This is a genomic window from Streptomyces sp. rh34 (assembly GCF_002551245.1).
GTDB lineage: Bacteria > Actinomycetota > Actinomycetes > Streptomycetales > Streptomycetaceae > Streptomyces.
Map to the genome: position 1 here is coordinate 1 of NZ_NTGZ01000072.1, position 22,263 is coordinate 22,263.

Consider the following 22,263-nt stretch of genomic DNA (forward strand, 5'->3'; position numbering starts at 1 on the left):
AGATGTGTATAAGAGACAGACGCCGCCCTCTACTGCCCCGGCGCGGACGACGGCGTGACCCCGCAGGCGCTGACCGCGCTGCTGCCCGCGGGGGCGCCCGTGGTCCCGGTGCGCTGGGACGGACTCGTCGCGGCCGTCGGTCCCGTGTCCTCCGGTGGCGCTTCGCTCCCCGGCTCGGCCGCGCTCGTCCGCCGGGCCGCACGCTGGGCCGTGGCCGAAGCGACCGCCCCCGTCCCTCACCCCACGGCCGCCGCACTGGCCGGGGCGCTCGCGGGGCAGTTGCTGTTCGACACCCTCGCGGGCATCGCGCCGCCCGGCGAAGCGCATGTCCTCCACGGTGAGGAACTGACGGCGGACCGGGTGAGCCTCACGGCCCCCGGCCCCACCGCCGGCGAGGCCGCCGAGCGGCGCTTCCTGACAGCAGCGCCCACGGCCGGCGCCGAACCCGTAGCGCCGCCCACCCCCGACGAGGCCGTCGAGGCGGTGACCGCGCTCACCGGACGGTGGACCGGACCCTTCGCGCTGCTGGCCGGCGAGGAACTGCCCCAGATGCCCCTGGCCCTGCGGGAGATGGCCGCCCGCGACGGCGGCACCGACTCGGTGGTCGCCTGGGCCGAGGAGCAGCGGACGGCGACGGTCGCGGTCGCCCTCGCCGGTCTCCGGGCGGCCTGCCCGTCCCCGGGCGCCGCCGCCGCGGGGCTCACCGAGGAGCACTGGCTGCTGGACGGCGCGCTGCGGCTGATGGCCGACGAAGCCGTGCCGTACGCGACGAGGGCCGTCGGGGCCGCGGAGGCGCGCTCGGTGCCGTTGCTGCGCATGCTGGAGGAAGAGGGCATGCCGGACCCGGCGGTGACCCTGCTGCGCCATCCCGGCCTGGACTGGACCCTGGCGGAGGTACGGACCTCCGGTGGCCCGCGGCCGTGGACCGGGCTGAGCTGGGGCCGTGACGACACGGAGGCGGTGCACCGTGCGCTGGCCACCGCGCTGGCCCGGCACCAGGCCCACCGGGTACCCGGCGCGGGCCCCCTGGCCGAAGGCGTGAACACCGACGCCCTGCTGTTCGCCGATGCCTCGGAGCAGGCCGCGCTGCGCAAGCGGGTCGCGGACTCGGCCGCGGCCGCCGGGCTCCGCTACGAGGGCACCCCGCGGCGACCGGACCCGGTGACGGGGGCGTTGCCCCTGTGGTCGGGCGGCGTCCGGGCTGTCTCCCTCGTCGGGGAGCCGCAGGTTACGGAAGAGAGCAGCGAGGAGCCGGCCCATGGCTGAGGACCCGACCACCGTCGCGTGCGCACCCGCCCTGGCCGGCGTCGGCGGCACCGACTGGCGTGCCGTGCTGGAGCCGCTGGGCGCCTCCGGGGACGGCACCGTCGGCGCCAATCTCGGCTGGGACCTGGCCTGGGAACGTGAACAGCTGCGGTCCGCCGGCGGGCGTGAGCATCTGTCCGTCCGCGTCTACGGCGACGAGGTGCTGGTCGGCCCCCGCTGGGTGCCGGGCACGGACTCCGGCTGCGCGGGCTGCGCCGAGCTGCGCTCCCGACTGGTGATCGACCACCCCCTGACCGATGACCTGACCCGGTCCACGGCGCGGGTCGCCCCGCGCCGTCCGTTCCTTCCCGAGCTCACTCGCGCGGCGGTGGCACGGCTGGCCGCCCGCCCCCTGGGGCCGGGCGAGTTGTACGCGGTGGGGTCGCGCGGGACGCGGACGCACCGCATACCCCGTCACTTCGCCTGCCCGATGTGTGCGCCGGAGATCCCCGAACGGCCGGTGGGCCGGCCGCCGCGGCCCCTGGCGCTGCTGCCACGCCTCGCCGCCGCCGACAATCCGGGCCGGGCCGCCGCCGGGGCCGGGCTGGTGAGGCCCGGGGCACTGCGCTCACGACTGGTGGACCCGCGCTTCGGACCGGTGCTCGGGCAGCAGCGGGAGCTGCTGGCCCCCTTCGCCATGAGCATGGCGCTCCAACCCGACGCGGTGGCCCTCGGCTACGCCCGCGAGACGACCTTCGCCAAGGCGGACCCGATCGCCATCCTGGAGGTGTACGAGCGGCTTTCGGGCTTCCCGCACCAGGCGCCGCTGGTCGAGGGAGTCTCGTACGCCGAACTCCTCAGCACCGCGGGCGGAGCGGAGGTCGCGGTGCGGCCCGCCGCGTTCGGCGAGTACACCGAGGAGCAGGCGGCGCGTCCCACCGCGCGGATCGAGCGGGTGACGGACGAGACGCCGATGGACTGGGCGTGGGGGCACGACCTGGGTGACGGCCGGCCCCGGCTCGTCCCCGCCGAACTCGCCTTCTTCCAGTACGACTACCGCTACGGACGGGACCAGCGGGCGGCGCGGAGGCACGGCGCCGCGCCGCGCCGGCACCTGTACCAGGAGTCCTCCAGCGGCTGCGCGGTCGGCTCCTGTCTGGAGGAGGCCGCGCTGTACTCCCTGCTGGAACTCGCCGAGCGGGACGCCTTCCTGATCAGCTTCCACCGAGCCCTCCCGCTGCCGGAGATCACCCACTCCTCGATCACCGATCCGGTCACCCGGGGGCTGCTGGCGACGGCCGCCTCGCGCGGCTTCCGGGTCCACCTGCTCCGCGCCACCCAGGACATCGACCTTCCGGTGGTCTGGGCGATGGCGGTCAACACGCGCGCTCCGTTCCCGGCCACGTTCTCCGCCGCGGGCTCCGGCATCGACCCGGTCTCCGCGGTCCGCGGGGCGCTGTGGGAGGTGGTCCAGATGGCGACCGAGCGCATGGACTGGGACCGATCCGAGGCCGAACCGATGCTGGCCGACCCCTGGCTGGTCGACGAGATGGAAGACCACCTGCGGCTCTACGCGCTGCCCGAGATGAAGGAACGGGTCACGTCCGTTCTGGGCGGGCCGCGGATGAGCCTGTCGGAGGCGTTCGAGGGCTGGCCGGACCGGCTGGAACAGGCCGCCGGGGGCGATGTGCGCGGTGCGCTGGAGTACGTCCGGGGGAGGTACGCCGCGGCCGGCCTGGACCGGATCGTCCTGGTGGACTCCACCACGCGGGACCACGCCGACATCGGCCTGGCCGCCGCCAAGGCCGTGGTGCCGGGCATCGTCCCCATGTGCTTCGGCCAGGCCCAGCAACGAGTGGCCGGGCTGCCGCGGCTGGAGGCGGCTCTGGTCGGAACCCCCTCCGCCGACCTGGCGCCGCCCTACGACCCGCACGCCTTCCCCTGATCCCCGGGCGGGCCCGAGGCCCAGCAGGAGCGGCGGAGTCGCGCCGATGTTCACCGAACCACCGAGGCATACGGAGTTCCCCATGACAGATACCAGCGACCGGGGCGGCCCTGAGTCACCGATCCCGGACGATGCCGATGTCATGTCGCGCGACATGCGCTGGTTCACCTACGCGACGGGCCTCGGCGTGCAGGTGGGGGAGGAATCCGTTCCCGAGCCCCGCCCGGACACCGAGGTCGCGCCCGCGCTCCCGGAGGCGGCGCTCGGCGACCGGACGCCACTGCCCCGGGGCACGACCGAGCTGCTGGAGCGGGCGCCCTATCCGCACGGCCGGGCCGGCGCCCCGCGCGAGAGGGCCGACGCCCTCGGGCACGCCCTGGTCGCGGGCTTCGGCCTGCAACGGCGGGAGCCGGAGAACCCGTTCAACGACCACCGCCCCTATCCCTCGGTGCGGGCGAAGTTCCCCGTCCAGGTGTTCGTCCGGGACGGGCGTCATCGCCGGGTCCTCGACCTCTACCGGCACGCCCTGACCGGTGTGGGACGCCAGGACGGGGCTGCCGGTCCGCTGGAGGTGGCGCTGGCCGGGAGGTACACCCGGCTGCCCGACTCCTACCGGTGGTTCCGCAGCTCCCTGGTCGGACTCGAACTGGGCGTCAACCTGCGCCAGTTGTGCCTGGGGCTGGAACTGTTCGGCCTGCCCGGAAGGCTGCGGCTGCCGGACCGGAACGCGGCGGGTCTGCTGACGGACTTCGGCTTGACGCCCGAGGCGGAATGGTCCCTGCCGTTGACCGTGGCCCTGGAGGACGGCGGACCACCCCTCGCCGCGGCCCCTGCGGAGCGGGCTGCCGACCCGGTCCTCGACGGGATCCTGACCGTCAACCGCTCCCAGGACTTCACGGGTCCCTCCGCTCCCCTCGGCCCGTCCGTCCCGCCCGGTCTCCCCGACGACGGAGCGCTGTCCTGGGCGGAGGTGCTGTGGCGCCGCAGCGCGGGACGGATGCCGCGCGGCATGTACGGCATGAGCGGCCGCAGACGACCGGTACCCGAGCGGACCCTGCGCGAGACCGTCAGCTGGCTGAGCGTCCCGCCCCCCGGCCCGCACCTGGCCGCCGCCTGGGAGGAACTCCGCCTGACCGCCGTGTTCCAGGGCATCGAAGGGCATGCCGACGGAGTCTGGCACCTGAGGGACGGCAGGCCGACCCTGCACCAGGCCCGTCCGGGCGCCGCGGCCGAACTGGAAGAGCACTACGGCTACCCCGTCACCCCGTACTCCGGGGGCGACGTCCGGCACGCGAGCGCGGTGTGGTTCCTCTCCGCGCACCCACGACGGCTCGTGGAACGGCTGGGCCCCGGCGGATTCACCGCCGCCCAGTACGCCGCGGGCTGGGCGGCCCAGGGCATTTCGCTGGCCGCCGCCGCCACCGGTCTGTACGCGAGGCCCGTGCGAGCCTTCCAGGAAGTCATGACGAGGCAGATCCTCGGCCTGGACCCCGATGAGATGATTGTCTGCGCTGCCATCACCGGGACCCCGCGCTTCGAGGGGCTGTTGTGCGATCTACGCCTGTGACGAGGGAGCAGAAGTTGACGGACACAACCGAGACCGCGCGCGCCGGGGGCGGCGGTGCCGGCCCCGGCGGATCCGACACCGCGTGGCGGACCTGGCATCTGCATGTACCGAGCGGCGACCGAAGCGTGCACGACCGGGTGGTGGTCGAGGCCGTCGGGCCAGTGCTGCAGACCCTGCCGGGCCGCCCGTGGTTCTTCCTGCGCTACTGGCACGGCGGACCCCATATCCGCCTGCGCATCGGAGATCTGACCGAGGACCAGGCCGCTTCGGCGGAGCGGCTCCTCGTCGAGCGCCTCGCGGACGCCGGGCGGCTGCGGGAGGGCGAGACGGCGATGGACCCTGCGGACTACGCGCGGACCGCCGCCTCCATGACCACGGCCGGGGACCAGCCCTCCCACCAGGAGGTCACCGGCATGCTGGAGCCCGGTGTCCACCGCTTCGCCTACCACCCGGAGTACGAGCGGTACGGCGGCCGGGAGCTCATGCCCGAGAGCGAACAGCTCTTCGAGCTCTCCAGCAGACTGGTTCTCGCCTTCCTCCGGCGTGGCCCCTCCTCCGGGGCCCGCGCCCTGCTGGCCCTGCGCGCCACCGTCTGCGCCGCTCGGGCGCTCGGCGACGACCCCGCCGAAGAGGCGGCCTTCTACGATCACGGACTGCGCGCCTGGCGGACGTGGGCGGGCGGCTACGGCTACACGGAGCGACAGCTCGACGAGCTGTACCGAGCCGCCCGGCCGACCGACGAGCTGCGGGCCAAAGCGACCGGGGGAGACACCGGAGGCCCGCTGGCACCGTGGCAGGCGGCGCTCACCGGACTGTCGGACCGGATACGGCGGGAGACCCCGCTCCATCCGGCGCAGGTCACCATCTCCCACGTCCACATGCTGCACAACCGCCTCGGTCTGCGGACTGTCGAGGAATACCAGACCTATGCCCGGCTGGCGAGGCTCTTCCCCGTCCGGTCGGCCCCAGAAGGGGCACCCCCTCCCGACCACTCCGGCCCGGCGCAGAGCAGCGCGGTCCCATCAACCGAGGAGCACCGATGAGCACCAGCCCCACCACCGCCACTGCACGCGCCGGGGCTCCCCCCACCCCGGCCGTCATCGCCCGGGCCATCGGCGTCACACGGCACTACGGAGACACCGTCGCCCTGGACAACGTGGACTTCACCGTGCGGGAGGGCGAGTTCATCGGCCTGCTCGGGCCGAACGGCGCGGGCAAGACCACGCTGATCAACTCCCTGCTGGGGCTGCGCAAGCCGACCTCCGGGCGCATCGAGCTGTTCGGAGGCGCCCCCACGAACCCGGCCAGCAGGCAGGCCATCGGCGTCACCCCGCAGGAGAGCGGCGTACCCCCCACGCTGCGGGTGGCCGAGGCCGTGGACTTCGTGGCCGCGCACTTCAAGGAGACCGAGGACCGGGACGAGCTGCTGGAGCGGTTCGACCTGACCAAGGAGGCCCGCCGCCAGACCGGCGGGCTCTCCGGTGGCCAGAAGCGCCGCCTGGCGCTCGCCCTGGCGTTCGTCGGACGCCCGAGGCTGGTCATCCTGGACGAACCGACCACCGGCCTGGACGTGGAGTCCCGGCGGATGCTGTGGGACCGCATCCGTGACTTCCACGAGGGCGGTGGCACGGTTCTGCTCACCACGCACTATCTGGAGGAGATCGAGGCCCTGGCGAAGCGGGTGGTGGTGATGACCCAGGGCCGCATCCGGGCGGACGACAACGTGGGCGCCATCCGGGGGATGGCCCACATGCACCGGGTGTCCATGGTCGCCGGCCCGCTGCCGGAGCTGCCGGGCGTCATCAGCGAGGAGCGGACGGAGGAGCGGGTCGAGCTGATGACCCACGACGCCGACCAGCTGGTCCGGGCGCTGGTGCGTCAGGGAGTGGAGTTCTCCGGCCTCGCCGTCCAGCAGGCCACGCTCGAAGAAGCCTTCCTGGTGATCTCCCAGTCCTGATCCGCCGCACCTCCCACGAAAGTGCTTGAGGCCATGTCATCACTGACCCTTGTCCACGCCCGCTATCAGCTGGTCGAGCTGAGCCGCATCCCCATGGCGATCATCGGCGCGGCCTTCTTCCCGGCTGCCTCGCTGTTCTTCTTCGTGGTGCCCAACACCAAGGGCGACCCCGCCGGGGCCACCCTCGCCACCGCCTCGATGGTGGTCTTCGCGGCGATGATCAGCAATCTCTTCGGCCACGGCACCGGCGTGGCCGAAGACCGCTCCCAGCCCTGGGACCCCTACACCCGCACCCTTCCGATCGGCCCGGCGGTGCGGTTCGGCAGCCGCATCATCACCGGTCTGACGATGATGCTGTTCTCGATGATTCCGGTCGTGATCGTGGCGGGGTTCTTCACCCCCGCCACCATCTCGCCGGTCCGCTTCCTGCTGGCGATCGGCGTGGTGATCATCGTCTCCTTGCCGTTCACCATGATGGGGCTGACGATCGGCTACCTGCTCTCCCCCAAGGCGGCGATCGCCACCGTCCAGCTCGTCTTCCTGCCGCTGGCTTTCGCGGGAGGCCTGCTGGGCGGTCCGGGCCAGGCGCCCGGATTCATCGAGACGATCGCCCCGTTCGTCCCGACGCGGGGCTCGGCCGAGCTGATGTGGGCGACCGTCGGTGACTACGACATCAACCCGGTCGCCATCGTGTCGCTCGTGGTCTGGACCGCCGGCCTGGCCGCCCTCGCGTACTACGCCTACCAGCGTGACGAGGGACGCCGCTACCACTGAGCCCCGACGGGCCGCTCAGGCGGACCCGGCGGCGGCTGGGCCCGGCCCTTGAGCGGCCGGACGCAGCCGCCGCCCGAAGTCCGTGATCAGCGCGGCGAGCCCGTCCGCGTCGGGGGCCGCGCCGAACAGATAGCGGTCGGGCCGGATCAGGACGGCTCCGGCCGGTATCGACTCCAGCCAGGGCAGAAAGCGGCCGTCGGTGTCCAGCACCGCGGCCGGCCCGGGGGCCCCACCGGCGTCGGCGCGCAGGACGGTCACCACCCGGCCGTGTACCAGCCGCAGGGTCTCCAGCGCGGCGGGGGACAGGGTGTCCGCGAGGTTGTCGCGGCACAGCAGCACGAAGCCGGGGCCGAGCACGGAGTCGGCCGGGCCGGGACCCTCGGGGCCGGTCAGCCGGTTCTCGCCGATGAGTTCGCCGGCCGGGGGCCCGCCGTCGGCGAGGAATCCCTCGGCCAGGTGTTCACCCAGCGGGCTCGCGGAGCGGGCCGGTTCGGAGGGGCGGGCCGGGCCGGAGGGGCGCGCGGTCATCGCCCGGTCCCTGTCCGCCGCCATGGTCGGGTCGGTCATGCAGATCAGGTGCCCGAGCCGCACGGACAGGTCTATCGCGTGCTGAACATGGGCGCGGCGTTCCAGCTCGTAGCTGTCGAGGAGAGCCTCCCCGGCCCTGCCGTCCAGCACCAGGTCGAGCTTCCAGGCGAGGTTCGCGGCATCCCGGAAGCCGGAGCACATGCCCTGGCCGGCGAACGGCGGCATCTGATGGGCCGCGTCCCCGGCCAGCAGCACCCGCCCACGTCGCCAGTGCTCGGCGTTGCGGGCCCGGAAGGTGTAGGTGGCGTGGCGGGTGAGCGTGGCGTTGTCCGGCCTGGCGGAGAACATCGACAACAGCCGCCAGGCGTTCTCCTCGGTGCCGAACTCCGCCCGGTCCTCCCCAGGCATCCGCATGAACTCCCAGCGGCGGCGGCCCGGTCCGCAGGAGACGGCCACCCGGGGCCGGGCGGGATCCGCGATCTGCAGGTTGGACGGCGGGAAATCCTCCGGGCGGTGCGGCACCACGTCGCAGGCCAGCCAGTCCAGGGCGAAGCCGGAGTCGGCCCAGCCGACGCCCAGGGAGCGCCGCACGAAGCTGCCCGCGCCGTCGCAGCCCACCACCCAGGAGGCGGTGAAGGTCCGCCGCTCGCCGCTGCGTTCGTCCTCGGCGACCAGCTCGGCGCCGGAGTCGGAGCCGGTCAGCTCCACGGCGCGCAGACCGCGGTGCACGCGCAGCGTGGGCAGTTCCTCGCCGCGAGCCGCGAGCGCGGCCTCCAGCCCCGGCTGGTACACGGAGGTGGAGTCCGGCCGGCCCGGCCCGTCCGGGCTTCCCAGACCGATGCGCAGGAGCTGCTGTCCGGCGGCATCGCTGACCACGTAGTCCTGCGAGGGTTCGGTGATGTCCCCGATCCGGTCGGCGACGCCGGCGGCGTCGAGCGTCCGGGCGGCCTCGGCGTCGAACGCCACCGCTCGCGGCAGACTGTACGGTTCCGGATGGCGCTCGACGACGACGACCCGCCACCCGTGCTGGGCCAGCAGGATGGACAGCACCTGCCCCACCGGCCCGTAGCCGACGACCAGGACATCGGCCTCCGGAGCTCCGGCGCTCCGACTGGGTGACCCAGATATCCCGTTCATGCTTCTCCTGTCCTGAATACCCATGGTGGTTCGGGCCGTACGTGGGCAACCGTGATAATCGAGGCCCACCGTACCGATTCATCAAAGCGACATTTGTGCCCCCTCGATTGAATTCCAGGCAGAGGCTGGTGACAAATGTCAGCGCCGCTTCGCGAGAGATTGCCAGCGCTGGAAGTGACCGAAATTATCCGAGGTGCCACTTCTACCGAATGGCAGTCTTAATCAAGAAGGGAAATCAAGTCAATGAGCATGGTTACTGAGGCGATGAACGCGGACGCCCTGTTCGACTCCTTCGACATCGAGGAGCTGGGCACCATGGAGGTCGCCGACGGCGTCGCCCTCCCCGAGATGGGCGCCTCGTCGGGCGACTGGACCTGCTGCTCCTCCTCGTCGTCGTCCTGCTGCTGCTGCTGATCCCGCAGCGCAGTGCTGCCTGCGCGGCGGGTACACCGCCCACCGCGCAGGCGGCACCACCGGCTGGACTGCCCAGCGGAGGGCGGGCCCGGCGCCCGGCCCCGGCCCCGAACGGATGGTCGTGACCTTCCCCATAGATGTGCCCCACTCCTGGGCCGGACATGAGCACTACGCACGCCGCGTGCTGTGGCGGCTGGCCCGTCAGCCCTCCCTGCCCACCCTGTACTTCCGGGGCCGGTGGCTGGACGGCGCGACGCTGGCCGACGCGGTACGCGCGACCGTGGTGGGCCTGCGGCGGGCCGGGCTGACCCCCGGCGGCACGGTGGCGGTGCTCACCGAACCCAACCACCCCGCGATGCTGATCGGCCGCTACGCCGCTCACCTCCTGGGGGCGGGCGTCGTCCAGGTGCGCTCGGCCAACCCCCGCTCGGACGCGTTCCCGCTGACCGCCGCCACCCAGGCGCGGATCCTCGACGAGACCGGCACGTCCGTGATCCTCACCGACGCCCCCCATCTGGAACGCGCCCGCGCCCTGCTGCCGTCGGCCGAGGCCGCCCCCCGCCTGCTGGGCTACGGAGTCAGCGCCGCGGACTGCCCCGACGCGCTGTCCTACCGGGACGAGCCGCTCGGAGAACTTCCCGCCCATTCCCCCGAGCGCCGCGCCGTGGTGGCCTTCACCAGCGGAAGCAGCGGTGCGCCGAAGAGCATCCACCAGACCTTCGGGGCCTGGGACAGCACCGTCCGGTCCGCGAGCGGCGAGCCGGACGAGCGACGGGTGTTCCTCGCCGTGACGCCCCTCAGCCACACCATCGGCGCCATGGCGGACGCGGTGCTGACCGCCGGCGGCCAGGTCCTCCTGCACCAGGACTTCGACGCACCCCAGGTGCTGCGCGCCTTCGCGGATCACGGCGTCACCGACACCTACCTGGCCGTTCCGCACCTGTACCGGCTCACGGAACTCCTGGCCGACGGGCCGGGCCACGAGCAGGGCTCCGGCCCGGGCCCCGTCGGGGACGCCCTGTGGTCGCTGCGCCGAGTCGTCTACAGCGGCACTCCCGCCGCGCCGCACCGGATCGCCGAGGCCCTGCGGGTGTTCGGCCCGGTGCTCGTCCAGCTGTACGGCACCACCGAGGCCGGGGGCATCAGCGATCTGAGCCCGTTCGACCACCTGGAACCCGAGCTCCTGGGCAGTGTGGGGCGGCCGCTGCCCTGGGTGGAGGTGGAGGTGCGCGAGCCCGGCACCGGCCGCCCGGTGCCGCGCGGTGAGGCCGGGGAGATCTGGGTACGCGCCTCCACGGTCATGGACGGCTACCCGGGCGACCCGGAGCTGACCGCCCGCGTCCTGCGGGACGGCTGGCTGGACACCGGCGACCTCGGCCACTGGGACCGCTACGGCTATCTGCGGCTGACCGGCCGCAGCGGGCAGGTCATCAAGTCCGGTGGCCTGAAGGTCCATCCCGCCGCGGTGGAGGGTGCGCTGCTGTCCCACCCGGCGGTACGGCATGCGGCCGTCTACGGCGTACGGGATCCGGACCGGACCGAGTACGTCCACGCGGCCGTCGTGCTCAGGGCGAGCCGGACCGCCTCCGCGGAGGAACTGCGCACCCACGTCGGCGAGCGGCTCTCCCCTCTGCACGCCCCCGCCGAGATCACGTTCTGGGACTCGATGCCGCTCAACGAGCGCGGCAAGCCCGACATGGCCTGTCTGCGCTCCGGTAACGGCCGGCAGGCGTACGACGGTGCACCGCCGAAGGGAACTCCATGACCACACACCAGCACTTCGGCCGAGCCGTGCGGCTGCGCCGGCTGTTTCACCACGACCCCCAGCGGCTGCTGATCGTCCCGCTCGATCACTCGCTCAGCGACGGCCCGGTGGTGCCGCGCGGCAGCAGCATCGACCGGCTCACCGGGCAACTCGCCGGTGCCGGGGTGGACGCGATCGTGGTGCACAAGGGCAGCGTCCGCCACATCGACCACTCCCGGCTGGCCTCGATGTCCCTGATCCTGCATCTGAACGCCAGCACCGCGCACGCGCCGGACCCGGACGCCAAACACCTGGTCACCGGCGTGGAGGCGGCGCTGCGCCTGGGCGCGGACGCCGTGAGCGTGCACATCAACATGGGCTCGCGGGAAGAGGCGCGGCAGCTGGCCGACCTCGGCGCGGTGGCCGACCAGTGCGACCGCTGGAATCTTCCGCTGCTGGCGATGATGTACCCGCGGGGCCCGAAGATCACCGACCCGGCCGACCCCGAACTGGTCGCCCACGCCGTCACCCTCGCGGCCGACCTGGGCGCCGACCTGGTCAAGGCCCCCTGCCTGCGCACACGGGCGGAGATGCGGGACCTCACCGCGGCCTGCCCGATCCCGCTGATCTGCGCGGGCGGCCCGCAGCGCGACACGGAGGACGAGGTGCTGGCCTTCGCCCGAGAAGCCGTGGCGGGCGGTGCGGCCGGAGTCGCGATGGGCAGAAACATCTTCCAGTCTCCCGACCCCGGGGCGATGGCCGCCAGGGTGGCTGGAGTCGTCCACACCCGCCCCGGGGGCACGCTCGGTCACATCGAGGAAGGGCACGGCAGTGAGCTCAGAGAAACTGTGCTGGCTTGACATCCGTTCGGCCGGCAAGGCCCGGCAGGCCATCGTGGAGGAGGCGCTGCACCAGCGGATCGACGGCATAGTCGCCGCCGACCCGGCCGATCTGGAGGGGCTGCCGCCGACCGTCACCAAGGTGCTGATGCCTCCGGCGGGCAAGCAGCCCGCGAACTACGGCTCCGCCGGGGTCGTCATCCTCGCCGGGGACGCCTCCGCCCGGGCACGGGCCGCCGAGGCCGCTCCCGACGTGGAGTTCGGACGACTGGTGGAGATCACCGACGCCGAGAGCCTGGACGCCGCCATCGAGGCGGCCCGCACCGAACGCTGGAGCGTGCTGGAGTTCCGGGACCCGACCAAGATCCCGCTGGAGATCGTGATCGCCGCCGCCGCCGACGCCGACGGCGCCATCATCACCCTGGCGAAGAACACCGAGGAGGCCGCTGTCATCTTCGGCTGCCTCCAGCTCGGCTCCGACGGCGTGCTGATGCCCGGCCGGAGCGTGGGCGACGCCACCGCGCTCAAGGCGACCGCGGCCGGCGGCACCGGCGAACTCCTCCTCGTGGAGCTGGAGGTCACCTCCGTGACCCACATCGGCATGGGTGAGCGCGCCTGTGTGGACACCTGCTCCTACCTGGGCAAGGACGAGGGCATCCTGGTCGGCTCGCACTCCAAGGGCATGATCCTGTGCGTCAGCGAGACCCATCCCCTGCCGTACATGCCCACCCGCCCCTTCCGGGTCAACGCGGGCGCCATCCACTCGTACACCCTCGCCGACGAGGGACGCACCCGCTACCTCAGTGAACTCAGGGCCGGGAGCAAGGTGATGGCGGTGGACACCAAGGGCCGGACCCGGACGGTCGCGGTGGGGCGGGTCAAGATCGAGACACGTCCGCTGATCTCCATCGACGCGGTGGCCGCGGGTGGCCAGGAGGTCAACCTGATCCTCCAGGACGACTGGCACGTCCGGGTGCTGGGACCGGGGGACGCCGTGCTGAACAGCACCGAACTCCGCCCCGGGGACCGGGTACTGGGACATCTTCCGACCGCCGACCGTCATGTGGGCTACCCGATCGACGAGTTCTGCCATGAGCAGTAGCGCCCCGGCGCCGGGCATCGCGGTGATCGGCGCGGGCATCGGCGGCCTCACCCTGGCCGCCGCACTGGCGCGGCTGGGCATCGGCTGCCGGGTCTTCGAGCGTGCCGAGCAGCCTGCCGAAACCGGCGCCGGGGTGCAGTTGGGACCGAACGCGGTCCGGTTGCTTCGCCGACTGGGGCTCTCCGACTCCCTGCGGCAGCACGGCGTCCGCCCGCTCTCCCGCGATCTGCTGCGCTGGGACGACGGGCGGATGCTGGCCCGGACCGAGCTCGGCGAGGAGTGCGAGAAACTGTTCGGCGCGCCGTACGTCACCGTGCACCGCGCGGACCTGTACCGGGCGCTGCGTGACCTGGCCGGGGCGGTGGTGCGGACCGGTCACCGGCTGACCGGGCTGGCGGAGGAGCCCGGCGCCGTCGTGCTGCGCTTCGCCGACGGCTCGGAGCACCGTGCGGAGCTGGTGGTCGGTGCGGACGGCATCCGCTCGGTGGTACGGGAGCATCTCGCCGCGGACGCCCCGGTCTTCTCCGGCCGACGGATCTACCGGGGACTGGTGCCGGTGGAGCGGGTGCCGGAACTGGTCGCCGAGCCCCGCGTCCAGGTGTGGCTGGGACCTGGCCGGCACTGCGTCTGCTATCCGGTCTCCGGCGGCCGGCTGATCAGCTTCGCGGCCACCACCGGCGGTACCGCGCTCCCGGGCGAATCCTGGACCGAGCTCGGTGACCGCGGCGAGGCGGCCGAGGCCTACCGGGGGTGGCACCCCACGGTCATCCGGCTGCTCGGGGCGGGCGGCGGTATCGGCTGCTGGGCGCTGCACGATCGCGAGCCGCTGGCGCGCTGGTCCTCCGACGCCCTCACGCTGCTCGGCGACGCGGCGCATCCGATGCTGCCGTTCGCCGCACAGGGCGCCAATCAGGCGATCGAGGACGCCTTCACGCTGGCGGCGACGCTCGCGCTGTCGCGCGGCGACATCCCGGAGGCGCTGCGCCGCTACGAGGAGCTGCGGATCCCCCGTACCGAGCGCCTGCAGCAGTCGGCCCGGTCCGTGGCGGTCGGTTCGCATCTGCCGGACGGACCGCTCCAGCGAGCGCGCGACGCGGAGCTGGCACGCGGCTCGGCGCTGGAGGGACTGCGCTGGGTGTACGGCCATGACGCCCTGGCCGCCGCGGCACGGGGGACGACGGAGCGGCAGAAGGCGTGAGCGGGCGGGATCCGGGCCGCGCGTGACGACCGGGCAGCCCTCCGCATCCGTGCCCCCCGTCCCGCTCGCGGATCGGGTGGGCCCCGAACGGTTCCGTCCCGCGCCAGAAGGGGTAAGTAGCTGAGTAAGTCCCCTTGGGGAGGCTGATTCGATGCCGTGGTTCGCCTGGCTGCTCGCCGCCGCGGCGCTCGGCGCTGCGGAGTTCTTCACCCTCACGCTGGTTTTCGGGCTGCTGGCCGGCGCGGCGCTGGTCGCTGCCGTCGTGGCCGGTGTGGGCATCGGCCTGCTCGGCCAGCTCGTGGCGCTCGGACTGGCGGCGGCAGCGGGCCTGGCCCTCGTCCGCCCCGTCGCGCTGCGTCACCTGGCACAGGGGCCCCTGACCCATGAGGGCAGCGATGCGCTGATCGGCAAGCGGGCCGAGGTCATGCAGGAGGTCACCGCGACCCACGGCCTGATCAAGGTCTCCGGTGAGGAATGGTCCGCGCGCGCTCTCGATGAGAGCCTGGTGATTCCGGTGGGTGCGCTGGTGGACGTCATGGAGATCGAAGGCGCCACCGCTGTCGTGTATCCCCGCGAACTCCTTCCGTGAACGGCTGAACACGCAGCGCAGGAGGAAGCATGGATCCGATCGTCATCCCGATCCTCGTGGCGGCGATCGTCGTCGTCTTTCTCGCGGCTGCCACCGTACGCATCGTTCCGCAGGCGCGCCGCTACAACATCGAGCGGTTCGGCCGGTACCGCCGGACGCTGCAGCCCGGCCTGAACTTCGTACTCCCGGTGGCCGACCGGGTCAACACCAAGCTCGACGTGCGCGAGCAGGTGTATTCGTCCGACCCCAAGCCGGTGATCACCGAGGACAACCTCGTGGTCAACATCGACACGGTGCTCTACTACCAGATCACCGACCCGCGGGCGGCGGCCTACGAGGTCGCCGACTATCTGCATGCCATCGACCAGCTCACCGTGACCACCCTGCGGAACGTCATCGGCAGCATGGACCTGGAGGGGACGCTCACCTCGCGCGAGGAGATCAACGCCCGGCTCCGTGCCGTCCTCGACGACGCGACCGGGAAGTGGGGCATCCGGGTCAACCGCGTCGAGATCAAGGCCATCGACCCGCCGAACACCATCAAGGAGGCGATGGAGAAGCAGATGCGGGCCGAGCGTGACAAGCGCGCGGCCATCCTGCACGCCGAAGGTGAGCGGCAGGCCAAGATCCTCACCGCGGAGGGCACGAAGCAGAAGGACATCCTGGAGGCGCAGGGCACGCAGCAGGCCATGATCCTCCGGGCGGACGGCGAGTCGAAGGCGGTGGAGCTCGTCTTCCAGGCCGTCCACCGCAACAACGCCGACGCGAAGGTCCTGGCCTACAAGTACCTGGAGACGCTCCCGCATCTGGCGCAGAGCGACAACAACACCTTCTGGGTCATCCCGGGCGAGCTGACCGAGGCGATCCGCACCGTCACCAGCGCGTTCGGCGACCAGCCGTCCGGCACCGGGCCCCCGCCGGGTGCGCAGCGCGAGGACGCGACCGACGCCGACGCCTCGGACAAGGACCACGTCGGGGCCCCGGAGGTCGAGACGAACTCCACGCTCGCGCTGGAAGCCGTCGCGGCCGCCGACGAGGCCGCGAAGCAGGCCGCCGTCGCCGTGAGCGACGCGAAGGCGGAGGCGGAGGCAGCGGGAGAGACACGGCTGCCGGGGCGGGCGCCGGGATCCGGGGCCTGAGCGAGCGATCCGGGACATCCATGTACATGCCCATGGCTCGTACACCTCCGAATGGTCGATGGTGACCCCTCTTCCATGCTGCACCTGATGCCGAGCGCGGGCGCGCGGGGCCCCGGTGCGTCGCCGCGCGTCCCTGCCGTCCCTACCGCCCCTCCGTCTCCACCCGCAGTTCCGCCAGGCCCGCCGGCTTCTCCGGGTCCTCCGAGCGGACCGTCACCCGGACCTTCCGCGCCGTGTCGCCCGAGAGGTAGGGACGCCAGAAGCGGCCGTCGAGGGAGGTCTCCACGGTGTGCGAGGCGGGGGCGGTGTCGCTCCAGGCCGGGGTCACGGAGGTGAGCCGGAGGGGCCTGGCGCCCAGGTCCACGGTCAGGGATCCCTCCGCGCCGTCGGGGGACCAGGACGTCGCCGGGGCCCCGTCCACCGCCGCCTCCGCGTACAGCCCCGGGGCCTCGGACGTCGCCGTCACCGGGCGGCAGCGCGCCGTGTCGGCCGTCGGGGTCAGGTCGGGGCGCCGGGTGGGCAGCTCCAGCGTCGAGGAGAGGCGGCGCGGCCCCGCCGCCGTGTGGACCGTGAACGGGGCGCCCGAGGTCAGGCGGAGCGTGGTCGTCCGGGGGCCGATCCCGACCTCGTACACGGCGTCCCGGTACCGCAGGCCCTTCAGCGTGACGCCCTCCTGCAGCTGGGGCGGCAGCATCGGGTCCAGGCGTACGCCGTCCTCGCGGAGCCTGAGCCCCGTCAGGCCGTGCGTGAACACCTGGAGGAGGCCGCCCTTCCCGGTCAGGAAGTCGTCGGCGGGGAAGCCGGACAGCGGGTCCTCGGCGCCCGCCTTGTCGCCGCGTGCCTCGGAGAACAGGTCGTACGGGCCCCGCATGAAGGGCCGCACCGCACGCTGGAGGTAGGTGTACGCCGAGCAGCCCGGCTCCCCGATCGCCGCCGCGTCGATCGCGTGCACCGAGTCCGTCATCGCCGGGCCGTCCGGGTCGGTGCGGGCCGCGTAGTAGTCCAGGGTGGCCGCCGCGGCGCCCGGCTCCATCGGCCACTCCAGCGGGTAGGTCAGCAGGACCGTGTCCGCCTGCTTGATCGTGGAGCCGTTGTAGCCCGCGTACTGGAGGAAGACCTTCTTCTCCGCGTCGTACGGGATGCGCAGGCCGTCCGCCACCGTGTTCCAGGCGGCGGGCGGGCTCTGGCCGAGGAGCCGGGCGGCGCGGGTCGCGTTGCGCAGCGCGGTGGCGGCGACCGCGTTGGTGAAGACGCCGTCGTCGACGCCGTTGCTGTACTCGTCCGGGCCCGCCACGTCGGTGACGGAGTAGCTGCCGTCCGCGTTCGCCGTGGCGCGCGACGTCCAGAACTCGGCGATGCCCCGGAGCAGCGGCCAGCCCCTCGACGCCAGCCAGTCGCGGTCGCCGGTGGCGAGGTAGAACTGCCAGACGGCCAGCGAGACATCGCCCTGGAGGTGGTTCTGGGTCAGGCAGTGCGGCGGGTCCCAGCTCTGGCACTCGGAGTCGAGGCGGCCCCGGCTCGCGCTGGTCCAGGGGTAGAACAGGCCCCGGTAGCCCAGCTTCTCGGCGTTCGCGTGGGCCGCGCCCCGGGTGCGGTAGCGGTATTCGACGACCGAACGAGCCAGCTCCGGGCGGGTGGCGAGCAGGCCCGGGAACATCCACGTCTCGGCGTCCCAGAACACCATGCCCGCGTAGTTGTCACTGGTCAGACCGGCCGGGGCGATGCTGTCGGAGGACCCGCGCCGGGTGCTCGCCAGCAGCCCGTACTGGGCCGAGCGCAGCCAGCCCTGGAGCCGGCGGTTGCCCGGGACCAGCACATCGGCGGACCAGGCCTCGCGCCAGGCGGCCTCGTTCGCCGCGAAGACCCGGTCCCAGCCGCGCCGCGCCGCCCGGTGCGCCGCCCCGCGGGCGTCCTCGGCCGGGGTACGGGAGGTCAGGGCGGTGTCGACGCCGACGTACTTCTCGAAGGTGTACGTCCGGCCCGCGCGGACCGGGGTCGCCCCCGGGGACGTGCGGGCTCCCGGCCGCAGGGTCTCGACCACGCCCGAGCCGCGCCGCATCGTCTGGGCGACGGCCCCCTCGATCCCGGTGCCCAGCGTGCGGAACGTGCCGTCCTCGCGGAGCGTGATCCGGCGCGCGCCCCGGTCGTCGAGCCGGCCGGTGACGGTCGCGGTGCCGCTCCAGCGCGGCGTCATCCGCAGGCGTACGGCTCCGGTGTGGACGTCGGACCGGTCGGCCAGCACGTCGTACACGAGGTCGGTGGCGCGGCCGTCGGCGGTCGTCCACCGCAGCGAGGTGCGGACGAGGCCGCAGGCGAGGAAGACCGTCTGGCGGTAGTGCGAGATCCGGCCGGCCGGGGTGTCCGCACCGAGGGTCTCCCCGCCGACGCCCACGTCGATGCCGGTCCAGCTGGGCAGCGCGGCGATCACCTCGCGGCCTTCGGAGACGGCCTTGTCCCGGGCGTAGAGCCCGGAGACGAACGCGCCGTCGTAGCGGGGGGTGTAGAGCGGCCAGCCGGTCTTCTCGCCGGTGGCCGCGTAGCCGGCTCCGGCCGGGGGGACGCGGTGGCCGAGGTAGCCGTTGCCGATGTACGGGTCGTAGCCGGCGGCCTCCCCGAAGCGGGTGGACGTCGGCGCCCAGGAGGTTCCGGGGGCGCCCTCACCGCCCGTCCGGCCGCAGGCGGGCACGGTCGGGCGGGGGGAGGAGGGAGGCGCGGGGGAGCCGGGCGGGTCGGCCGGGCCCGGCAGAGGCACGGGGGGCTCGGTGGCGTCGGCGAGAGGCGGCAGCGGTGCGATCAGGGCGGCCGCGACGAGGGGCGCGAGGACGGAGATGCGCGAGAGGCTCACAGGACGAAGGTAGGGACGCGCGGGGCGGTCGGCCGTCACGGCACGCACGGCCCCCTCACTGGGTGTCCGCCCGACCGCCGGATGGAGCAGGTCCCGCGTCCGTCACCTCCGCCTCGCCGTTCCCCGCCTTCCTGTCCCCGGCACGGGCCGCGTTCCTCGGCCGGCCGTGCCCGCCCCGGGCGCCGGCCGGGGGACGCCGCCCCTCACCCCGCCATGCCCGTCTTCAGCCCCGCCCCGCACAGCGGCACCACCACACTGCCCCACCCGGCACCGCCCCCTTCCCACACCGCCGCCCAGCAGGCCACCCCCGTCGTCTCGACGTAGAAGCCGCGCGCGGCCAGATCCCGCTGGGCCTCGCGGACGCGGTCCTCCGACACCGTCAGGAACGTGCCGCTTGAGGCCCGTACCGCCGCCAGGATCTGCCGGGCGCGCGGCGGGCGGGGGATGGCGATGCCCTCCGCGAGGGTGGCGGGGACCACGGCGGCCGGGTCGGCCGGAGGGAGATCGTCCGCGCCCGCGTGGAAGGCGGCGGCCAGCGGGGAGACCGCCTCGGCCTGGACGGCGATCAGCCGGGGGCGGGTCTCGATCAGGCCGAGCGCGTGCAGTTCGGCGGTGGCGAGGGCCGCGCCCAGCAGCAGGGTGCCGTTGCCGACCGGGACGGCCAGCGCGTCCGGCAGCCGGCCGCCGAGGTCCTCCCAGAGCTCGTACACGTACGTCTTCGTCCCGTGCAGGAAGTACGGGTTGAAGACGTGCGAGGCGTAGAAGACGCCCGGTTCGTCCGCCGCCGCGCGGGCGGCCAGCGCGGTCGCCTCCCGGCCGCCCGGGACCGTGACCAGGTGCGCGCCGTGGGCCCGGATCTGCTCGGTCTTCTTCGGGGACGTGCCCTCGGGGACGTACACCGTGCAGGGGAGTCCCGCTCGTGCGCAGTACGCGGCGATCGACGTGCCCGCGTTGCCGGTGCTGTCCGCCACGACCCGGTCCGGGCCCAGTCGCCGGGCCAACTCCGCGAGCATCACCGCGCCCCGGTCCTTGAAGGAGAGCGTCGGCATGAGGTAGTCGAGCTTCGCCGAGACGGTGTCCGTGAGCGGGACGAGCGGGGTGCGGCCCTCGCCCAGGGAGATCGGCGGGGCGGCGAGCGGCAGGAATTCCTCGTAACGCCACAATGAATCGGCCCGCCCGGAAAGCGCGTTCGGCGCCGCGCCCCGCGCGGGGGTGAAGTCGAGGTCCCAGGGGCCCCGGCAGACCGGGCAGCACCAGGTCAGGGCGGTGATCTCGGACCGGGTCCCGTCCGCCGGGCAGTGATAGGCCGTCATGCTCACCAGCATGTCAGGCGTATGGCAGGTGAATGCCAGAGGTATGCCACACGCCAAGGCACCCTTGTGAGTTCGCCATGGATCGGTCAATCTTTCGCTGGCAGCAGGGCATGCGGCTCACCGGACGACGCAGAGAACGGGGCGTTCGGCCGGGTGATTTGTCATGCCCCTGTCGGGAGTCGTCGTCCGGCTCCGGCACCACCCCCCACCAGAGCACCGCCTATGAGGAGGACCCCTCAGATGTCAGTGACGCGTCACACCCCCCAGGCCCGTCGAAGACTCGCCGCGGCGACCGTCATAGCCACCGCAGCCGCCGTCGCACTCGCCACCGCCGCACTCCCGGCGACCGCGGCCGAGCGCGCACCCGAAGGCGTGATCCTGAACGCGGGCGCCCCGGGCACCATCAGCGACAGCTACATCGTGACGCTGAAGGACTCGGCCGCGAAGTCCCACACCGCCCAGGGCAAGGCCCTCGCGAAGAAGTACGGCGCGAGCATCGAACGGACCTACCGCTCGGCCCTCAACGGCTACGCGGTCGAGGCATCGGCCGCCGAGGCGAAGAAGTTCGCCGCCGACCCGTCCGTCGCGTCCGTCTCGCAGAACCGCACCTTCACGGCCTCCGCCACCCAGAACAACCCGCCCTCCTGGGGGCTGGACCGGATCGACCAGCGGAACCTCCCGCTGGACCAGCGCTACACCTACCCCGACAAGGCCGGCGAGGGCGTCACCGCCTACATCATCGACACCGGGGTACGGATCAGCCACAGCGACTTCGGCGGCCGGGCCTTCAACGGCTTCGACGCCGTGGACAACGACAACGTGTCGCAGGACGGCAACGGCCACGGCACGCACGTGGCGGGCACCGTCGCGGGCACCGCGCACGGCGTGGCCAAGAAGGCCAAGATCGTCGGCGTCCGGGTGCTGAACAACAGTGGTTCGGGCACCACCGCGGGGGTCGTCGCGGGCATCGACTGGGTGACGGCCAACGCCGTCAAGCCGGCCGTCGCCAACATGAGCCTCGGTGGCGGCGCGGACTCGGTGCTCGACGCCGCCGTGCGCCGGTCCGTCGCCTCCGGCATCACCTACGCCGTCGCGGCGGGCAACGAGTCGACCGACGCCTCCACCAAGTCGCCGGCGCGTGTCGCCGAGGCCATCACGGTGGGCTCGACGACCAGCACCGACGCGCGCTCCAGCTTCTCCAACTACGGCTCGATCGTGGACATCTTCGCCCCCGGCTCCTCGATCACCTCGTCGTGGCACACCAGTGACAGCGCCACGAACACCATCTCCGGCACGTCGATGGCCAGTCCGCACGTCGCCGGCGCGGCCGCCCTCTACCTCGCCGACAACCCGGGTTCGACCCCCGCGCAGGTCTCCGCCGGCCTCGTCGCGGCCTCCACCACCGGGGTCGTCACCAACCCGGGCAGCGGCTCGCCGAACCGGCTGCTGTACGTGGGCGCGGGCGGCACCACGCCGCCCCCCGGTGACCGGTTCGAGAACAACACGGACTACCCGGTCAACGACAACTCCACCGTCGAGTCGCCGGTCACCGTCACCGGAGTCTCCGGCAACGCCCCGTCCGCGCTGAGCGTCCCGGTCGACATCTCGCACACCTACATCGGTGACCTGAGGATCGACCTGGTCGCGCCCGACGGCTCGGTCTACAACCTGAAGGGCTACGGGACCGGCGGCAGCGCCAACGACATCGCCACCACGTACACCGTCAACGCTTCCTCCGAGGCCGCCAACGGCACCTGGAAGCTCCGCGTCAGCGACAACGCGAGCTACGACACCGGGCGGATCAACGGCTGGGCGCTCCAGTTCTGAACCCGCCCCTGGGCTCCGAGCTGAACCGCTGAAGCGGAGACCCGCAGAACCGATGAATCCCGGAAGTCGGGCCGGGGTGGCCGCGTCACGCGGTCACCCC

General features: G+C 73.1%; 17 protein-coding genes. 14 read left to right on the plus strand and 3 right to left on the minus strand.

Features of this window, described 5'->3' with window-relative positions:
- Positions 1-54: 54 nt before the first annotated feature.
- From CR470_RS15850 to CR470_RS15875, 6 genes are all read left to right on the plus strand, one after another.
- Positions 55-1,266, plus strand: coding sequence for a hypothetical protein (locus CR470_RS15850; RefSeq protein WP_097868238.1), 1,212 nt, complete (start codon positions 55-57; stop codon positions 1,264-1,266).
- Entirely contained in the window at positions 1,259-3,190 is a 1,932-nt protein-coding gene (locus CR470_RS15855; RefSeq protein ID WP_097868239.1) for a TOMM precursor leader peptide-binding protein, read from the plus strand. Before CR470_RS15850 ends, CR470_RS15855 begins: the two co-directional genes overlap by 8 nt.
- Positions 3,191-3,272: 82 nt before the next feature.
- Entirely contained in the window at positions 3,273-4,757 is a 1,485-nt protein-coding gene (locus tag CR470_RS15860) for a nitroreductase family protein (protein ID WP_097868240.1), read from the plus strand.
- 14 nt (positions 4,758-4,771) lie between these two features.
- Complete coding sequence (locus CR470_RS15865) at positions 4,772-5,800, plus strand: thiopeptide-type bacteriocin biosynthesis protein (protein WP_097868241.1); 1,029 nt, start codon at positions 4,772-4,774, stop codon at positions 5,798-5,800.
- Positions 5,797-6,714: an ABC transporter ATP-binding protein gene (locus CR470_RS15870; RefSeq protein WP_097868242.1), complete on the plus strand. Its 918-nt coding sequence runs from the start codon at positions 5,797-5,799 to the stop codon at positions 6,712-6,714. Before CR470_RS15865 ends, CR470_RS15870 begins: the two co-directional genes overlap by 4 nt.
- Positions 6,715-6,747: 33 nt before the next feature.
- A complete protein-coding gene (locus tag CR470_RS15875; protein WP_097868243.1) occupies positions 6,748-7,488 on the plus strand; it encodes an ABC transporter permease in 741 nt (246 codons plus the stop codon).
- Between the two features lie 15 nt (positions 7,489-7,503).
- Here CR470_RS15875 and mhpA read toward each other — a convergent pair whose 3' ends face one another.
- Positions 7,504-9,153 carry a bifunctional 3-(3-hydroxy-phenyl)propionate/3-hydroxycinnamic acid hydroxylase MhpA gene (mhpA, locus tag CR470_RS15880; RefSeq protein WP_097868244.1) on the minus strand — a complete coding sequence of 550 codons (1,650 nt, stop codon included), beginning with the start codon at positions 9,151-9,153 and terminating at the stop codon, positions 7,504-7,506.
- A gap of 243 nt (positions 9,154-9,396) precedes the next feature.
- Here mhpA and CR470_RS15885 point away from each other — a divergent pair, with 243 nt between their 5' ends.
- The 7 genes from CR470_RS15885 to CR470_RS15915 all read left to right on the plus strand — a co-directional run bounded on the left by CR470_RS15885 (position 9,397) and on the right by CR470_RS15915 (position 16,178).
- Complete coding sequence (locus CR470_RS15885) at positions 9,397-9,567, plus strand: thiazolylpeptide-type bacteriocin (RefSeq protein WP_257138692.1); 171 nt, start codon at positions 9,397-9,399, stop codon at positions 9,565-9,567.
- A 121-nt stretch (positions 9,568-9,688) separates the two neighbouring features.
- The gene (locus CR470_RS15890; protein ID WP_179892264.1) at positions 9,689-11,332 is read left to right on the plus strand and encodes a class I adenylate-forming enzyme family protein; all 1,644 of its coding nucleotides are present in this window, start codon (positions 9,689-9,691) and stop codon (positions 11,330-11,332) included.
- A complete protein-coding gene (locus tag CR470_RS15895; protein ID WP_097868247.1) occupies positions 11,329-12,171 on the plus strand; it encodes a 2-amino-3,7-dideoxy-D-threo-hept-6-ulosonate synthase in 843 nt (280 codons plus the stop codon). Before CR470_RS15890 ends, CR470_RS15895 begins: the two co-directional genes overlap by 4 nt.
- Complete coding sequence (locus CR470_RS15900) at positions 12,143-13,252, plus strand: 3-dehydroquinate synthase II family protein (RefSeq protein WP_097868248.1); 1,110 nt, start codon at positions 12,143-12,145, stop codon at positions 13,250-13,252. The genes CR470_RS15895 and CR470_RS15900 overlap by 29 nt, the downstream gene beginning before the upstream one ends.
- Entirely contained in the window at positions 13,242-14,450 is a 1,209-nt protein-coding gene (locus CR470_RS15905; protein WP_179892265.1) for an FAD-dependent monooxygenase, read from the plus strand. Before CR470_RS15900 ends, CR470_RS15905 begins: the two co-directional genes overlap by 11 nt.
- Before the next feature lie 151 nt (positions 14,451-14,601).
- Complete coding sequence (locus tag CR470_RS15910; RefSeq protein WP_097868249.1) at positions 14,602-15,039, plus strand: NfeD family protein; 438 nt, start codon at positions 14,602-14,604, stop codon at positions 15,037-15,039.
- A 29-nt stretch (positions 15,040-15,068) separates the two neighbouring features.
- Complete coding sequence (locus tag CR470_RS15915; RefSeq protein WP_097868250.1) at positions 15,069-16,178, plus strand: SPFH domain-containing protein; 1,110 nt, start codon at positions 15,069-15,071, stop codon at positions 16,176-16,178.
- A gap of 142 nt (positions 16,179-16,320) precedes the next feature.
- Here the strand turns inward: CR470_RS15915 and CR470_RS15920 are convergent, their stop codons facing one another.
- Positions 16,321-19,023 (minus strand): glycosyl hydrolase family 65 protein, encoded by a 2,703-nt coding sequence (locus CR470_RS15920; protein WP_097868251.1) that lies wholly within the window; start codon positions 19,021-19,023, stop codon positions 16,321-16,323.
- Positions 19,024-19,226: 203 nt separating this feature from the next.
- On the minus strand, positions 19,227-20,336 hold the full coding sequence (locus CR470_RS15925; protein WP_257138693.1) for a threonine synthase: 1,110 nt from the start codon (positions 20,334-20,336) through the stop codon (positions 19,227-19,229).
- 240 nt (positions 20,337-20,576) lie between these two features.
- Between CR470_RS15925 and CR470_RS15930 the strand changes: the two genes are divergently transcribed.
- Positions 20,577-22,163, plus strand: coding sequence for a S8 family peptidase (locus tag CR470_RS15930; protein WP_097868253.1), 1,587 nt, complete (start codon positions 20,577-20,579; stop codon positions 22,161-22,163).
- Positions 22,164-22,263: the final 100 nt, after the last annotated feature.

Bases quoted from the DNA above. Each gene is read 5' to 3' on its own strand.
- CR470_RS15855 (WP_097868239.1), top strand. From the start codon at position 1,259: ATGGCTGAGGACCCGACCACCGTCGCGTGCGCACCCGCCCTGGCCGGC.
- CR470_RS15860 (WP_097868240.1), top strand. From the start codon at position 3,273: ATGACAGATACCAGCGACCGGGGCGGCCCTGAGTCACCGATCCCGGAC.
- CR470_RS15870 (WP_097868242.1), top strand. From the start codon at position 5,797: ATGAGCACCAGCCCCACCACCGCCACTGCACGCGCCGGGGCTCCCCCC.
- CR470_RS15875 (WP_097868243.1), top strand. From the start codon at position 6,748: ATGTCATCACTGACCCTTGTCCACGCCCGCTATCAGCTGGTCGAGCTG.
- mhpA (WP_097868244.1), bottom strand. From the start codon at position 9,153: ATGAACGGGATATCTGGGTCACCCAGTCGGAGCGCCGGAGCTCCGGAG.
- CR470_RS15885 (WP_257138692.1), top strand. From the start codon at position 9,397: ATGAGCATGGTTACTGAGGCGATGAACGCGGACGCCCTGTTCGACTCC.
- CR470_RS15895 (WP_097868247.1), top strand. From the start codon at position 11,329: ATGACCACACACCAGCACTTCGGCCGAGCCGTGCGGCTGCGCCGGCTG.
- CR470_RS15905 (WP_179892265.1), top strand. From the start codon at position 13,242: ATGAGCAGTAGCGCCCCGGCGCCGGGCATCGCGGTGATCGGCGCGGGC.
- CR470_RS15910 (WP_097868249.1), top strand. From the start codon at position 14,602: ATGCCGTGGTTCGCCTGGCTGCTCGCCGCCGCGGCGCTCGGCGCTGCG.
- CR470_RS15915 (WP_097868250.1), top strand. From the start codon at position 15,069: ATGGATCCGATCGTCATCCCGATCCTCGTGGCGGCGATCGTCGTCGTC.
- CR470_RS15925 (WP_257138693.1), bottom strand. From the start codon at position 20,336: ATGACGGCCTATCACTGCCCGGCGGACGGGACCCGGTCCGAGATCACC.
- CR470_RS15930 (WP_097868253.1), top strand. From the start codon at position 20,577: ATGTCAGTGACGCGTCACACCCCCCAGGCCCGTCGAAGACTCGCCGCG.